Origin of the sequence: Bacillus sp. E214, from assembly GCF_008087365.1 — a bacterium.
GTDB lineage: Bacteria > Bacillota > Bacilli > Bacillales > Pradoshiaceae > Pradoshia.
Genome location: NZ_VENN01000005.1, coordinates 19,740 through 34,879, shown reverse-complemented (window position 1 = coordinate 34,879; position 15,140 = coordinate 19,740). Strand labels below are relative to the sequence as shown.

Here is a 15,140-nt window from a genome sequence, read left to right as displayed (position 1 = left end):
CCTATATCAACTCCTTCAAATAAACGAAGCTAAAGATGAGAATCCAGATTACGTCAAGGAAATGCCAGTATAGGGAATAGATAAAAGATTTATTGGCTGTTTCTGCCGTAAATCCTTCTCGTATGACTTGAATGAGTATACATAATCCCCAGAATAACCCGAATGTTACGTGGGCTCCATGCGTACCGAGCAGCATGAATAAGCTTGATAAAAATCCGCTTGTTTGCATGGTTGCGCCTTCTTCGATATAGGTCATAAATTCAAAAATCTCTACACCTAGGAAGACAAGACCAAGCAGCATGGTAATAATAAAAAATGTAATCATCGGTTTTTTCAAATTAAGTCTCATACTATGAATAGCTAGCCCGCAAGTAAAGCTACTTGTTAAAAGGACAATCGTTTCAATAATGACGCCTTTAATTTCAAAAATTTCTTTTGCTGTAGGACCATCGCCCGTACCATTAAAGAGGGTATAATAGGTTGCGAATAACATAGAAAACAATGCAATCTCAGCTCCAAGGAATAACCAGAAACCAAAGATTCTTAATTGATTTTGTTCTGTACTGTATTCCAGTGGAAGGGAAGAGTCTATCTTCATAGTTTTTCACCTCGCAGTACTTTTTCAGTTCCTTCTATTTCCTCTACAGAAACATAATAGCCAGGATCTCGTTCAAAGGATTTAGCAGCCATTGTGATAAATACACCAATCCCAAATATAATAGCTGGAATCCACCAACTGAATACTAGGCAAAAACCAGAGAGAAAGAAGAATATACCCATAATGGCTGGTTTTCCTGTATTGCTTGGCATGTGAATAGGCTTTATTTCATCTTCGTAAAGCGGTTCATTATTAATTTTGGAATACCATAAAGGGTCGACGTCCTTAACGTTTGGCATAACCGCAAAATTATAGAATGGTGCCGGACTTGGAATTGACCATTCCAATGTACGTGCATCCCATGGATCCGCATGTTTGTCACGAGGACTTTTGAATGCACTATAGATGATATTATAGATAATTAATCCAAAGCCGATTGCTAACCCTACGGCTCCAATACTTGCAGTGAGATTCAGTGGGCCATAGCCTGTCGCTTCAGAATAGGTATACATCCGGCGCGCCATACCATCCAGACCTAAATAGAATAGAGGCAGGAATGTTACATTAAAGAATATCGCAATCAGCCAAAAACTAATTTTTCCGATTTTTTCATTTAAGCGGAAACCGAAAACTTTCGGGAACCAATAATAAGTACCTGCAACCATTCCAAAGACAGTACCCGGAATTAATACATAATGGAAATGGGCGACTAGGAACATTGTATTATGGTACTGGTAATCCGCACTTGACATTGCGAGCATAACGCCCGTTACACCACCGATTGTAAAAATCGGTATAAAGGCCAGCGAGAATAGCATGGCTGTAGGGAATACAATTTTCCCTTTTCGTAGAGTAAACAGCCAGTTGAAAATCTTAATACCGGTTGGTACAGAAATAGCCATCGTAGCAATCGCAAATATGCTATTAACCGTTGCATTGTGGCCCATTGTATAGAAGTGATGGGTCCATACAAGGAATGATAGCAATGAGATGGCAATCATACTGTAGACCATTGATTTATAGCCGTATAGATTTTTACGTGCGAAAGTAGAAATGACATCGCTGAAAATACCGAAAGCTGGCAATATAACAATGTATACTTCAGGATGTCCCCAAATCCAAAAGTTGTTTGCCCAAAGCATATCCATACCGCCATTGGTGGTTGAGAAAAATTGTGTTCCAAAAAGTCGGTCAAACATCATTTGTGCAAGTGACACAGTAAATGTCGGGAACGCAAACAAAATAATGATACATGTGATTAATGCAGACCAAGTGAACATTGGCATTTTCCAAATAGACATACCCGGAGCTCTCATTTTGATAATGGTTACGATAAAATTAATGCCCGTCATCAATGTACCAAGACCGGATAATTGAAGAGCAATTGCATAATAATTGTGTCCGACAGTCGGACTGAATTCATTACTTGCCAAAGGGAAGTAGGCACTCCAACCTGCATCTGGAGATCCGCCAATAACAAACGATAGATTGTAAAGCATAGCTCCGACAAAGAATAACCAAAAGCTGATAGCGTTGAGTGCCGGAAAGGCAACGTCACGAGCTCCAATTTGTAAAGGAACAACGATATTCATGACTCCCAATACAAATGGCATAGCCATAAAAAGAATCATAATAACTCCGTGAGTAGAGAAAACTTCATTGTAATGCTGTGACTCCAGGAATGTCATATTTGGAGTTGCAAGCTGCAAACGCAGCATTAATGCGTCAACGCCACCGCGAAATAACATAAGGAACGCAGCAAGGATATACATGATCCCAATACGTTTGTGGTCTACTGTAGTTAACCATTCACGCCACAGCCATCCATATCTTTTGGTATAGGTCAGATAGATAATGATTGCCAACATGGCAACAACAATGCTAACCATAGCACCATAGATAAGCGGATCGCCTGTAACAAAGAATTCATCCCATTTCATGGTCTAATCCCCTTTCCTGATTTATTCATGATTATGTTCGTTCGTTTCTGTATCTGTTCCATCTGTAGCATCATCATTGCTTTCATGGAATGGCCATACAGGAGCCGGACTGAAATCAAGGTGTGTGGAAGAGTAAGTGGCTCTGCCCATTACTTCCATATCAAGCAGTTTGTTAAATTCCTTCTCAGTTAAAGGTTCGGCAGTTTTTTGGACCTCATTTACCCAGCTATCAAATTCTTCTGGAGACATGGCTAATGTTTCGAACTCCATTTGTGCAAAGCCTTCTCCACTAAAGTTGGCGTTTCTTCCAAAATAGGAACCTGGTTCGTCTGCAACGATTCGTAATGTAGTTACCATATCGCTCATTGCGTATTTTTGACCTGCCAGCTGGGGAACCCAAAAGCTAGTGATTGGTCCAAAAGAATATAAACGGAATTCAATCTCCCGATCTGTTGGAATGTTGACATAATTGACTGTTTCGATTCCTTCTTCGGGATAGCTGAAATGCCATTTCCAGTTGGAAGAAGATGCATAAATCACTAAAGGCTCTTCGTCTTCATATCCAGCTGGTGTACTTTCCACCTGAAAAGTGGTGATGACCGTAACAACTGAAAGTACGACTACTATAACGATAGGAATGGCAGTCCATATAATTTCAAGCCACTTATTTCCTTTTTCATATGGTGGTACATAGTCTACTGGCTGTTTGGATGCTCGATATTTCACAATCATATAGATAAAAAGAGCATAAACAACCACTAAAATAACAGCCATCACGATCATTGAAAAAATAATCGTATCGGATTGAATTTTTGCTTGTGGCCCTTTTGGATTCAGTACCATTAAAGGGTTACAACCTGCCAGTGCGAATAAAGCAGCAAAAGACATACTGAATAAAGTCCATTTCTTCTTCATGATAGTCTCCTTTCTTGAAAATTATTTATATTATATAAATAAAGTATTATACTATTATGATAAAATTTAAAATAATGAAAATTCAACTGATAACCCTCGTTTTTAATAAGTTTTTATATGAATTTTTGATATGAAATAGAAGTTATATAGAATATTATATTTTTTTGATATAGTGATGGGAAAGAGAGGGTTAAAAGGTAGGTTTTGGCCTTGGAGTGTTTAAGTGAATGCTGATTCCGATAAAGAATAAATGGGTAAATATAAAAAGAACAAAAAAATAAGCTACCAATCGGGAATCGGTAGCTCGGATAATTGAGTCAATTATTTAGTTTCCGGTGTCCATTGCTTACGGACTTGTTCATAGGCTAACTGTCTGATTTCTGATTCATCAGTGTCTCTTGGTGCAAGGACATTTGTTTGATAGTTTTTCCCCATGAAATCTATTAATACTGTAACATTTACCATATAAATCTACTCCTTTTGTTCGTTTAATCAATAGTTAATAGACGCATTAAATGCATCATTTTTGTTCATCTAAAATTGGTTTTCCAAGGTTTTAGAGTAAAAGTGAAGTGATGTTTTTCTAATGGACGGTATGTTGTTGAGAGGATGAATGTACTATTCCCGTTTTTTGAAAAATATAAACTTAGCAATTGGCAATTGGAATAAATTGAGAGGTTAAAGGAATTATATAATAAAATTGGCAATAATTCCATATGTTTTTTGTTTATAAATAAAAATAAAAATAAAAAAATTGGAGGGATTTTTTTGTCTGTATTGTTATTTGATCTCGATGGTACATTAGTTGAGACAACGAGATTAAGTATACCTATTATTCAAGCGGAAATCAAGAATTATCCACACCTAAAGGTCCCTAATCCTAAAAAGATTCAATCTGCGTTTGGTTTACCTCATAAAGAGTTTTGGGAGCTTTTAACACCTGATGCCACCGAACAGGAAGTAAGAATGATTTCTGAGCGTTCAGAGAAAGAATTACTGGAAAGCTTAAAAACTGAAAATGTACTGCTTCCCTATGCCAGAGAAGTGTTAACTGAACTAAAAAGAAGAGGGCATATTTTATCAACAGCAAGTAATTGTTCAACTGCATATTTAAATGAAATACTAAATTCACAGCAAATTAAAGATTTATTTTATGAGCCTTTGTGTATTGAAAGGGTCGGCGGCCGTAAGAAAAAGGATATTTTGTTAGCGCACTTTCAACATTTAAATAAATCGGATGCTTTTATGATAGGAGATCGTTCGTCTGACATTGAGGCGGCAAAAGCCCATCATATACCAGCTATAGCTTGTCACTTTGGATATGCTGAGGATGGTGAACTGGATAGAGCGGATTATCATATTTATTCCTTGAAAGATTTATTAGAGATATTCAACTAAACATTTATAAGGCCAGTTTATTAAAAACCAATTCGCCGTATTCATTTGATACGAAAAGCTTAAGTGACTTGACTTTAAGCTTTTCGTATATTAAAACTCATCATAATTCTTGAATCAGTTCTATCCTGTTCCCAAACGGATCTCTAAATTCAAATCGTTCAAAGCCTGGTATGGGTATACCCTTTATTAGTTGAATGTTTTGTTCATGTAACACCTGTTCCCAATATGATAAATCCTCGACTTGATAGGCTAAATGAGCCTTTGTTTTTAATCGGTCAATTCCATCTTCCGTACCTACATGTACATCCTGATCTCCAACGGATACCCAAAACCCGCCGCGTCCCTTTAGTGAATTAGGCTTTTCTTTTTCAACCAGACCGAGAATCCCACAATAAAAATGTTTTCCTTCTTCTTCATATCCTTTTGGAATGGTTATCTGAGCATGGTGTAATCCCAAAATCATAAAATCGTCCCCCTTTTGCAATAAACATTTCACCTTTCATTTTGTATCTTCAATTACGAGCTTGGAAATTCGGAGTCATTATCGTTTCTGATAAGCTTTACTTCATGCTAAAAATAATTAAAAAACGCATTGAAATTCGGATGGAATTCAAATGCGTTTCATGGTCAATCTAATATGAGCTTTTTTATTTATTTGAGATTAGTTTTGCCACAGGTGTACTTTTCCATAATCTTTTTGCAGAAGGGAGAATTCCCTTTGCCTGATTGATTGGATAATTAATGGCGCTTTTTTTATATTCAACATCACTCATGATTGCTTGTTGCTTTCCTGTTAAACGATCTGTTTCATGTTTAATGCTATCCGTTTGTTGTTGTATTCGCGTAACAGTTGCTTGTATCTCATTAATTGTAGGTGTTGATTCTTTGAACGTTCGAAAAGCATATATACCGAGATATACAATTGATCCAACGATAATAGCTAAACTAATCCAAACGATGATCATGCACAGTCCTCCTTTGAAATATTCCCTTATCATAACTATATCTTACCCATTATTGAGCGTTTAGTAACTAATGACTTAGAAAGAAAAAGGATTAATAAGTGCTTAAGCGGGTATTGAACCCATATATTAACTTTTAGAGAGGGGATGATGGGAATGGATAAAAAAGTAATTGGTGTTTATGATAATGGTCAGGATGCTGTACGGGAAGTGGAAAGATTACAGAAGCAAGGGTATCAAAAAGAAGATATTTCCGTAGTAGTGAAGGACAAAGAAAAGGCAGATAAAATCACATCTAAGACTAATACAAATGTTGACAGTGGTCTTGCAGCTGGGGCAACTACAGGTGGAATCTTAGGAGGATTAACAGGATTATTGGCAGGTGTCGGTGCACTGATAATCCCTGGTATTGGGCCAATTGTTGCAGCAGGGCCGATTGCTACAACATTGGGAGGAATTGCAGCAGGCGCTGGAGCTGGTGGATTGACCGGTGCGCTGGTTGGATTGGGTATTCCTAAAGATACAGCTGATAAATATGCTACTGATGTAGAAAAGGGGAAGATTCTTATATTAGTCGACTCCGAATCACAAAAGAAATATGCAGCTCGCGATACGTATGAAAGATCTGATGATCCATTAGTGGGAGCACAGCGCGAAGTGAAAGTAACAATAAATCCAGCCACGGGTGGAGATCCCAATTTAAGAGGAAAAGATAGTTATAAATAATATATCTATAAGTGGAAGTCATCGATTCCTTGATGGCTTCTTTCTTTTTATGCATTGAAAAACGAACCAAGCATCTGCCTGATTCGTTTTAAAATAATTTTGAAATGTAAGTAACAACTTCTCATTTATTAGTATTCGTTTATGTGTGTGATGTAAATTGCCGCGGTTATCTATTCCACTTGGACGTTTTTACTTAGACGATATAAGCCCTACCTCTCTTATATCCTTACGGCTCCGAAGCCGTTCCAGTGTGAATAAGTGTTCCGAAAAACATAAATTGCAGAATGCCATATTTATTTACATATCTATGTGTAAGTCACTACTTTAAAATTATATCTTCTAAGTATATACTTTATAATTTCGTTTGTCAAATATGTTTTTTACAGAACGACGTCCGAAGATAACCACGATACTTGTTTAACCGCTATTTCTCATATACCCAAATAAAAATGATAAAAAACCTGTAGGTTATCTTACTTAGGTAGAAATTGTTCAAAGGAAACACGCATAGGATAGGTCATAAGGAAAAATGGGGAGGTTACATAATTGAGACAACAATCGATGAATGATTTAGTGAAACAAACCCAAAGGGCTATTAATGGAGAGTACAGTGCTATACAGTGTTATGAAAAATTAGCCCGACTAGCACCAACAGAAGATGAACGGCAGCGAATATTGGAAATCAGAGAGGATGAGATTAAACATTTTAAACAACTGGTACTACTATATACAGGCATAACAGGGAGAGATCCAAAGCCAAAACAGACAGAACCTTGTGAGGATGATTATTTACGGGGGCTTGAAGCGGCTTTAAAAGATGAGCAGCGTACCGTGGATTTTTATCTTTCAGTTGCAGACGGAACCATTAATTTAGCGGCAAAGAAGTTGTTTAATCGTGCAGCTAAGGATGAACAACAGCATGCAGTATGGTTTCTTTATTATTATATGAAGAATAAATGAAAAGGGCTAAATTGGAATTAGAACACATAATTTAAAAATGTCCTGCATAAGAGTCCTCCTATTCGGGAATAAGGTAACTGTACTAAACTGAATGGGAGGATGAAATATGAAAGCAGTCACATACCAAGGGGCCAAAAAAATTGAGGTTAAAGAGGTTGAAGATCCGAAGCTTGAAAAGAATGATGATATAATCGTCAGAATTACTTCTACGGCCATATGTGGTTCTGATCTTCATATCTATCAAGGGAATATGCCGATTAGAGAAGGATATATAATTGGACATGAACCAATGGGAATCGTAGAAGAAGTCGGTCCTGAGGTGACAAAAGTCAAAAAAGGCGACCGGGTAGTTATCCCTTTCAACGTATCCTGCGGGCAATGCTATTACTGTCAGCATGAGATGGAAAGTCAATGTGATCATACCGAATCCAATCCACATCAGGATACAGGCGGATATTTTGGATATACAGAGCGATATGGGAATCATCCCGGCGGACAAGCAGAATATTTAAAGGTTCCATTTGCGAACTATATGCCGTTTGTCATACCGGAATCCTGTGAATTAGAGGATGAGTCATTATTATTTATGTCTGATGTTTTGCCTACAGCTCTTTGGAGTGTGGAGCATGCGGGGGTAAAACCGGATGATACTGTGGTCGTACTTGGCTGTGGCCCAATTGGTTTAATGACACAAAAATTTGCTTATATGGCTGGTGCTAAAAGGGTTATAGCTGTTGATCACTTGGATTATCGATTAAAACAAGCTGAGAAAATGAATAAAGTAGAGACGATTAATCTTAATAATTATGATGATACAGGGAGCTATATAAAAGAAATTACACAGGGTGGAGCTGATGTGGTCATCGATTGTGTTGGAATGGATGGTAAGAAATCAGCTATTGAAAAAATTGAGCAAAAACTAAAATTGCAGGGAGGAACGTTAAGTGCTATTCAAATTGCCACGAAGGCGATAAGGAAATTTGGTACTTTGCAGCTTACCGGTGTTTACGGATCTGTTTATAATATGTTCCCGCTAGAGAAATTTTTTTCACGCAATATTACGATGAAGATGGGACAAGCTCCTGTTGTTCATTATATGCCTCGATTATATAAAATGATTGAAGAAGGAAAGCTCGACCCTACTGAAATTGTAACTCATAAGTTACCACTTCTGGACGCAGCGAAAGGGTATTCGTTATTTAATGAACATGAAGATAATTGTACGAAGGTTATATTAAAACCATAACTAAGATAAAACAAAGCATTCCTCCAGCAGTAATAGAATGCTTTGTTTTATTTTAAGGTATAATTTTACATAAAAAGGGAGACTGACATGAAAATTGGAGTGATTGCTGATATTCACGGGAATGAGCCTGCCTTAAAAGCGGTACTATCTAAGCTTGATTGAAGGAGGGATATTGAACATATCTATTGTCTGGGAGATATGATTGGAATCGGACCGAATACCAATGACGTTTTGGATATTCTATTTACAAGAAATGATGTATCCATGATTACGGGAAACCATGATGAAGCGGTTTTAGCACTTCTAAAAGGAGAGGAACATCCACAAAGCCACTCCCATGTAAAAGAGCATCATCAATGGATAGCAGAGAGGATGGATAAGCAATTCATCCGGAAGTTGGAAGGGTTGCCTAGGGCAATCAATTTAACTGTCGAAGGGAATTCAATTTTGTTTATTCATTATCAGATTGAGCCAACGAAGCTAAATGACCATATAAGCCAAGACCCTTTTAGCAGAATTGTTGAACCAAGTCTTAGGAATATAAGGACTTTATTTAAAGGATGGGAAGAAAAGTTAATCTGTTTTGGTCATCATCATCCACTTCATTTCTTCAGAAGTGAACGTACTGTCTTTCTAAATCCAGGCTCTTTAGGTTGCAATTCAAAGCCTACTGCCTAGATATAGCGGGAGACAAGGTGGTTATCTCTAACGAAGATGCTACCTATGATAATACAAAATATTTAGCTTCATATGAACGGCTTCAGGTCCCGGATCGTGATTTTATTCTTAAAATTTTTCATGGCAATCAATTAAAACAATAACTCTTAATTGCTAATCTGAGATTATTAAACAACTCCATTTCTATATCCTAGGTTACTGGAATTATTTCCGACTAATTCCTTGCCTATGCCAAGGCTAAGGCAGGGGGTAAAGAGTATAAAGTAAATAAAAAACCCGTTAACCAGGATGTAAATATCCAAAGCTAACGGGTGTTTAAGGTATAGCGTCGTTACATTAAAATACTTTAGTTGTCCAAGATTCACAGTTCCAAACATCTGTAGCTATGTCCTGATAGAAGTCAGGTTCATGGCTGATCAGTAGAATACTTCCCTTAAAGGCCTTTAATGCGCGTTTTAATTCTTCTTTAGCATCCACATCAAGGTGGTTGGTTGGTTCATCGAGAACAAGTAAATTGTTTTCACGATTGATTAGTTTACATAAACGAACCTTCGCTTTTTCTCCACCGCTAAGTACTTCAACTTTACTTTCAATATGCTTGGTAGTAAGGCCGCACTTCGCCAGAGCAGCACGAATTTCTGCCTGATTATAGGAAGGGAACTCCTGCCAAATTTCTTCGATACAGGTATTATTGGATGTTTGTTTTACTTCTTGTTCAAAATATCCCATATACAAATGTTCGCCAAGCTCAACCTGGCCAGAGATTGGTTTAATTTCACCGAGAATACTTCTGAGCAAGGTAGTTTTTCCAATCCCATTGGCACCGACGAAAGCAATTTTTTGTCCACGCTCCATACGTAAATTTAATGGTCTGGATAGAGGCTCATTATACCCAATGACAAGATCCTTTGTTTCGAATATAAGTTTACCGGATGTACGTGCTTCGCGGAAATGGAATTCTGGTTTCGGTTTTTCTTTCGCCAGTTCAATGATATCCATTTTTTCAAGCTTTTTCTGACGGGACATGGCCATGTTTCGAGTAGATACACGAGCTTTATTACGTGCAACGAAATCCTTGAGGCCGGCAATCTCTTGTTGCTGTCTTTTATAGGCGGCTTCAAGCTGTTGCTTTTTCACCTCATACACTTTCATAAAATCATCATAATTTCCAACATAACGGGTCAATTCCTGGTTCTCCATATGATAAACAAGATTGATAACACTGTTTAAGAATGGAATATCATGTGAAATTAAAATAAAGGCATTTTCATAATTTTGAAGATAACGTTTGAGCCACTCGATATGCTGCTCGTCAAGATAGTTGGTCGGCTCATCTAAAAGTAATATATCGGGTTTTTCAAGTAATAATTTTGCGAGAAGGACTTTTGTACGCTGGCCACCGCTTAAGTCCTGAACATCGCGCTCAAGCCCAATTTCATCGAGGCCCAATCCTCTTGCTATTTCCTCAACCTTTGCATCAATGACATAAAAGTCGTTGTTAGTGAGGACGTCCTGCAGTACACCTGATTCCTCAAGTAAGACTTCTAATTCCTCAGGAGAAGCTTCCCCCATCTTAGCAAAAATTTCGTTCATTTCATTTTCCATATCAAAAAGATACTGAAATGCTGTTTTCAGTACATCGCGTATGGTCATACCTTTTTCAAGAACAGCATGCTGGTCAAGGTAACCAGTACGAACTTTCTTAGACCATTCAACTTTCCCCTCATCAGGCTCCAGCTGTCCGGTTACAATATTCATAAATGTAGACTTTCCTTCCCCATTTGCTCCGACAAGGCCAATATGTTCGCCTTTTAATAAGCGGAAGGAAACTTTGTTAAAAATGGCTCGGTCACCAAAGCCATGGCTTAAATCTTTAACGGATAATATCATTTATCTATACTCCTGCCTCTTAATTGTTTGTAATTAATGGGTCTATACGCATTTAATAGTACAATATTTCACGATAAAAGCATAGATAATCAATTGATTAACAGTAATTGTAAAATTAATGGGTTCATACTTAGAAGGGGCAGTATTTACGAATGCTCACATAAGTTGTATGATGTTTAATGCAACAATTAGAATAATTCGAAAATAGCGAAAAGAGGGTAAGAGAGTATGAAAAAGGGATTGTGGTTATGCAGTATTATGGCCTTGATGCTTGTTATCGTCATGGGTTGTTCATCAAAAGAAGAGACAAAAGAGGAAGTGGGCACTAAAGAATCAGCGGATGTAAAAAGTGACTTATTAGATTTCTATCTTTCCATAGTGAATGTGATTAATGGAAGTGATCGTGATTTAAATACCTATGAGGGAGCAGAGAATCCTTCTGTCTTAACAGAGGAAGATAAACAAAAAGCTGCTGCTTCAGCAAATTCTGTTGTGGATGCTTTGGAAGATGTGAAAGTTCCTGATAGTTTAGAAAAATATAGCAAGGATTTTGAAAAGGCTATAAAGACTATTTCTGATTCATATAGAGAAAAAGGAATTCAATTGTCCGGTACAGCTGAACCCAATATGGATAAAGCAAATGAGCACTTTAATGCTGGAAGTGAAAAAGTTAACGATATTTTTAAAGCAGAGGATCTTATCGCGCCTAATTTAGCTGCTGAAGTAAATGGTTAATAAACGCAGGCACCCAGTCGATTGTTTAATCGGTTGTTTTTTTGATTCGCTTGGGAGTGAAAATTCCCAAGCGAATCAGTTTATTTCCTGGATTTAGCGCGTGCATCAGCTGCTTTTGATCTGGCTTGTGCAACGAGATCATCATGATCAGCTAATGCCTCAGAAAATTCTACATCTAATCCGTCAGATTTTATGGAAGGCGGCGTGTTTCCACTTGCCATCCTGTTTCTGCCGTGAAGTAAGTTATGGTTATATCTGCCCATTTTTGATTACCTCCCAAATGAAGAATATCTTCCTGATTAGATTGCAACAAAATCCAAGCCATTATTCTGGTAAATAAAAGGTTAGTTTATGGACGAATTCCTTTAGATCCTGTAAACCCAGCCGCTCGATCTGCTGCTTTAAATTCCCTTTTGTAACGAACTTCTTGAGTAGAGGTCAGGCGATTTTTCATTTGATCTCGCTTTTTCTTATCCATGAACATTCTCCTTTTCAAAGTAGTGTCATTCCTATAATTTCCATAATTAAATGTTTTAATTCATTTTCTAAAATCAAAGAAAGGACTAAGATAAGGATATATGCTACATTAAAAGAGGAGGCGAGCTAACGATGCCACTTATCTCAAAAATTGAACAACAAAAAAAGAATAAAAATCGTTTTAATATATACATAACAGAAGAAGGACAGCCTGAAAGATACGCATTTAGTGTGGATGATGACTTACTTGTCCGCATGCGGCTATCGAAGGGGATGGAAGTCGATGAATTATCCATTATGGAAATTCAGTACCGTGACCATATCCAAAAAGCATTTCAGTCTGCTGTCAATTATCTATCTTATCGTATTCGTTCAGAGCATGAGGTTATTTCCTATTTGAGTGAAAAGGAATGGGAACAGGCGGTTATTGATGAAGTAATTCATAAACTGCGTGAGTATAGATATGTTGACGATGAGGAATATGCGAATGCATTTGTACGAACCCAAATGAATGTCAGTAAAAAAGGACCTGATGTCATCCGGACAGAGCTGCTCAATAAGGGAATCTCAGAAAAGGATCAGCAGACTGCATTAAGTCAGTATACGAATGATTTGCAAAGAGAAAATGCTGAAGAATGGGCCAGTAAGACATTAAAAAAAAGTAAGGGTTCCATGAAAGAAGCAAAACAGAAAACAATCCAATTTCTTGTACGGAAGGGTTTTTCAATGAGCCTGGCCAAATTGGTGACTGAAGAGTTAGCGGTTGATGATAAGAATGCTGAATGGGAAAGTCTTGTAAAAACAGCGACTAAATTTCACAGAAAGTATGCTCAACTGGATGACTATTCGTATAGTCAAAAAATGAAAACAGCTCTATTTAGAAAAGGTTTTGATATGGACTTAATTTCTCGTTTTGTAGAACTGGGCAAAGAGCGAATTGATAACGGAGATTTTGAATTGTACTGAGAGGGGTAAAGAAATGCAGGAGAAAAAATTCAGTGAGATGTCAGAGCATGAGCTTAGACAAACAATCGCAGATTTAAATGAAAAAGCAAGAAAGGCTGAGCAGCTTGGGATGGTTAATGAGTTTGCCGTACATAAAAGGAGAGCCGTTATGGCAAAGGCTTATACATTAGACCCGGCTGATATTATAGTCGGTGAAATGTATGGTATAGATGGAGCGCCTGGAGAATATTTTAAGGTGGAGTATTTAAAAGGTGTGTTTGCCTGGGGGTATCGTCTTCAACAAAATGAAGAAGAAGGGCTGCCTATTTCCTTGCTAATGAAATTAAAATAAAACGAGAAAAAAAGAGCTTTCTGTAGAAAGCTCTTTTTGAATTTATTTAGAATCCCGTTCTCCAGAGGCATGCATTCGCTCCTGTGGACGAGTATTTGTAGTGCCATCTGCTCGTTTTGAAGCATACTCTGGTTTGGCTCGGGGTTCCCCATTAAATTTATTATCATGCTCATAAGGAAAGCCTTTTGCTTTATTTCTCAAGATTCTCTCACCTTTCATTCTGGGATGATGGATGCCTTATTAGTATTCTAAAATGGCTCCCACCCATTCATGAGAAAGCTTTCCTGATTATCCAGTAATCATATTTAGTTTCTTTTGAAGCTTTTCTTCTGTAAAAACCCATCCAGTAAATGAGTTGATAATAGTTAAATCATCATCTAAATGAACGACAGCCACAAAGGGATATCGTCCTCTGCTCCGATAACGTAAATCAATGAATCGGACAATGTGCATTCCCTCCTGATAGTCCATTTCCCATCGGTATACCGGAGAAAAAGATACAAAGGCAGAGAGATTCACATCCTTTAGAGCAGCATCCAGAATTGGACTTTCCGGTAAAGGAATACGATCAAATGTATCGTAAAATTGTATTTCACGATTTTCAGCTACCCCAACATAATATTTATCAGGCGTTGTAACAGCTACCTTCCAGCGGTGATAACGCATGGTTGGGGAAAGCGTAATTCGCCGAGCGTCAGGGATTTGTAAACGAATTCGAGCTTTTAAGCTTCTAGATTCTGTAATCCGAGCGATATAATAACCGATAATAATTACATACATTATTAAGAATATAGTTCCTGGATTAAAGCCGAATGTCCATAAAATAAGACCTACAATATGAATTCCAAAGATAAAGGGATCAAATGTATTAATAATCCCGAGCGCGACCCATCTTGAGGACAGGGGGCTTAGAGCCTGTGTACCATAGGCATTAAATATATCTACAAATACATGCAAAAATACAGCGAAAAAGGTCCACAACCATAAATGTAAGGTATTCGCTTCAGGAATAATAAGGGCAATAAGAGCCGTAATTAATATAGGCCAGAGAATTACAAATGGTATGGAATGTGTCCTTCCGCGATGATTGCGTATATATACTGCATTATTTTTCATTTTTAGAACTGTATCTATATCAGGTGCCTGGGAACCAAGGATTGTACCGATCATAACGGCCGTTGCTGTTCCTGTGTGGGAGGCGACCTCAGGATCCAAGGTGGCTAACCCGCCAAGTGCTATACCCATTACAAGATGAGTACCGGTATCCATAATACATCCTCCTTTTCTACTGACTTATAAAGGAAACCACTATTTTTAT

Annotated in this window: 20 protein-coding genes; 9 read left to right on the top strand and 11 right to left on the bottom strand. The window is 37.5% G+C overall.

Annotated elements, in window-relative coordinates; genetic code table 11:
• Position 1 precedes the first annotated feature (1 nt).
• From qoxC to FHY47_RS15430, 4 genes are all read right to left on the bottom strand, one after another.
• Positions 2–598: a cytochrome aa3 quinol oxidase subunit III gene (gene qoxC, locus FHY47_RS15445; RefSeq protein WP_139892674.1), complete on the bottom strand. Its 597-nt coding sequence runs from the start codon at positions 596–598 to the stop codon at positions 2–4.
• The gene (qoxB, locus tag FHY47_RS15440) at positions 595–2,538 is read right to left on the bottom strand and encodes a cytochrome aa3 quinol oxidase subunit I (protein ID WP_140462192.1); all 1,944 of its coding nucleotides are present in this window, start codon (positions 2,536–2,538) and stop codon (positions 595–597) included. The genes qoxC and qoxB overlap by 4 nt, the downstream gene beginning before the upstream one ends.
• 21 nt (positions 2,539–2,559) lie before the next feature.
• Entirely contained in the window at positions 2,560–3,453 is an 894-nt protein-coding gene (gene qoxA / locus FHY47_RS15435) for a cytochrome aa3 quinol oxidase subunit II (RefSeq protein ID WP_148631066.1), read from the bottom strand.
• 321 nt (positions 3,454–3,774) lie between these two features.
• The gene (locus FHY47_RS15430) at positions 3,775–3,918 is read right to left on the bottom strand and encodes a BA3454 family stress response protein (protein ID WP_066107964.1); all 144 of its coding nucleotides are present in this window, start codon (positions 3,916–3,918) and stop codon (positions 3,775–3,777) included.
• A 303-nt stretch (positions 3,919–4,221) separates the two neighbouring features.
• Between FHY47_RS15430 and FHY47_RS15425 the strand changes: the two genes are divergently transcribed.
• Positions 4,222–4,851, top strand: a complete 630-nt coding sequence (locus tag FHY47_RS15425; RefSeq protein WP_187393499.1) for an HAD family hydrolase — start codon at positions 4,222–4,224, stop codon at positions 4,849–4,851.
• Positions 4,852–4,951: 100 nt separating this feature from the next.
• On the opposite strand, the gene FHY47_RS15420 is transcribed toward FHY47_RS15425, so the two are convergent.
• Both FHY47_RS15420 and FHY47_RS15415 read right to left on the bottom strand, forming a co-directional pair.
• Entirely contained in the window at positions 4,952–5,314 is a 363-nt protein-coding gene (locus FHY47_RS15420) for a VOC family protein (protein ID WP_148631062.1), read from the bottom strand.
• 184 nt (positions 5,315–5,498) lie between these two features.
• Positions 5,499–5,816: a DUF948 domain-containing protein gene (locus FHY47_RS15415; RefSeq protein WP_066107955.1), complete on the bottom strand. Its 318-nt coding sequence runs from the start codon at positions 5,814–5,816 to the stop codon at positions 5,499–5,501.
• A gap of 153 nt (positions 5,817–5,969) precedes the next feature.
• On the opposite strand from FHY47_RS15415, the gene FHY47_RS15410 reads away from it, so the two are divergent.
• The 5 genes from FHY47_RS15410 to FHY47_RS19340 all read left to right on the top strand — a co-directional run bounded on the left by FHY47_RS15410 (position 5,970) and on the right by FHY47_RS19340 (position 9,566).
• Positions 5,970–6,539 carry a general stress protein gene (locus FHY47_RS15410; RefSeq protein WP_225983649.1) on the top strand — a complete coding sequence of 190 codons (570 nt, stop codon included), beginning with the start codon at positions 5,970–5,972 and terminating at the stop codon, positions 6,537–6,539.
• A gap of 561 nt (positions 6,540–7,100) precedes the next feature.
• A complete protein-coding gene (locus FHY47_RS15405) occupies positions 7,101–7,499 on the top strand; it encodes a ferritin-like domain-containing protein (protein WP_066108539.1) in 399 nt (132 codons plus the stop codon).
• 106 nt (positions 7,500–7,605) lie between these two features.
• Positions 7,606–8,745, top strand: a complete 1,140-nt coding sequence (locus tag FHY47_RS15400; protein WP_066107947.1) for a zinc-dependent alcohol dehydrogenase — start codon at positions 7,606–7,608, stop codon at positions 8,743–8,745.
• A gap of 198 nt (positions 8,746–8,943) precedes the next feature.
• A complete protein-coding gene (locus FHY47_RS15395; protein ID WP_262366030.1) occupies positions 8,944–9,423 on the top strand; it encodes a metallophosphoesterase family protein in 480 nt (159 codons plus the stop codon).
• 17 nt (positions 9,424–9,440) lie between these two features.
• A complete protein-coding gene (locus FHY47_RS19340) occupies positions 9,441–9,566 on the top strand; it encodes a hypothetical protein (RefSeq protein ID WP_258188260.1) in 126 nt (41 codons plus the stop codon).
• A 193-nt stretch (positions 9,567–9,759) separates the two neighbouring features.
• On the opposite strand, the gene FHY47_RS15390 is transcribed toward FHY47_RS19340, so the two are convergent.
• Entirely contained in the window at positions 9,760–11,313 is a 1,554-nt protein-coding gene (locus FHY47_RS15390; protein WP_139892669.1) for an ABC-F family ATP-binding cassette domain-containing protein, read from the bottom strand.
• A gap of 228 nt (positions 11,314–11,541) precedes the next feature.
• On the opposite strand from FHY47_RS15390, the gene FHY47_RS15385 reads away from it, so the two are divergent.
• Complete coding sequence (locus tag FHY47_RS15385; RefSeq protein WP_139892668.1) at positions 11,542–12,048, top strand: hypothetical protein; 507 nt, start codon at positions 11,542–11,544, stop codon at positions 12,046–12,048.
• 80 nt (positions 12,049–12,128) lie between these two features.
• Here the strand turns inward: FHY47_RS15385 and FHY47_RS15380 are convergent, their stop codons facing one another.
• Both FHY47_RS15380 and FHY47_RS15375 read right to left on the bottom strand, forming a co-directional pair.
• Entirely contained in the window at positions 12,129–12,311 is a 183-nt protein-coding gene (locus FHY47_RS15380) for a YfhD family protein (protein WP_139892667.1), read from the bottom strand.
• A gap of 86 nt (positions 12,312–12,397) precedes the next feature.
• Positions 12,398–12,526, bottom strand: a complete 129-nt coding sequence (locus tag FHY47_RS15375) for a YfhE family protein (protein WP_139892666.1) — start codon at positions 12,524–12,526, stop codon at positions 12,398–12,400.
• A gap of 131 nt (positions 12,527–12,657) precedes the next feature.
• Between FHY47_RS15375 and recX the strand changes: the two genes are divergently transcribed.
• Complete coding sequence (gene recX, locus FHY47_RS15370) at positions 12,658–13,491, top strand: recombination regulator RecX (RefSeq protein WP_139892665.1); 834 nt, start codon at positions 12,658–12,660, stop codon at positions 13,489–13,491.
• A gap of 13 nt (positions 13,492–13,504) precedes the next feature.
• Positions 13,505–13,822, top strand: a complete 318-nt coding sequence (locus FHY47_RS15365) for a YfhH family protein (RefSeq protein ID WP_066107926.1) — start codon at positions 13,505–13,507, stop codon at positions 13,820–13,822.
• A 42-nt stretch (positions 13,823–13,864) separates the two neighbouring features.
• Here the strand turns inward: FHY47_RS15365 and FHY47_RS15360 are convergent, their stop codons facing one another.
• Positions 13,865–14,026: a small, acid-soluble spore protein K gene (locus tag FHY47_RS15360; protein ID WP_306821562.1), complete on the bottom strand. Its 162-nt coding sequence runs from the start codon at positions 14,024–14,026 to the stop codon at positions 13,865–13,867.
• Between the two features lie 84 nt (positions 14,027–14,110).
• The gene (locus FHY47_RS15355; RefSeq protein ID WP_139892663.1) at positions 14,111–15,091 is read right to left on the bottom strand and encodes a metal-dependent hydrolase; all 981 of its coding nucleotides are present in this window, start codon (positions 15,089–15,091) and stop codon (positions 14,111–14,113) included.
• Positions 15,092–15,140 lie beyond the last annotated feature (49 nt).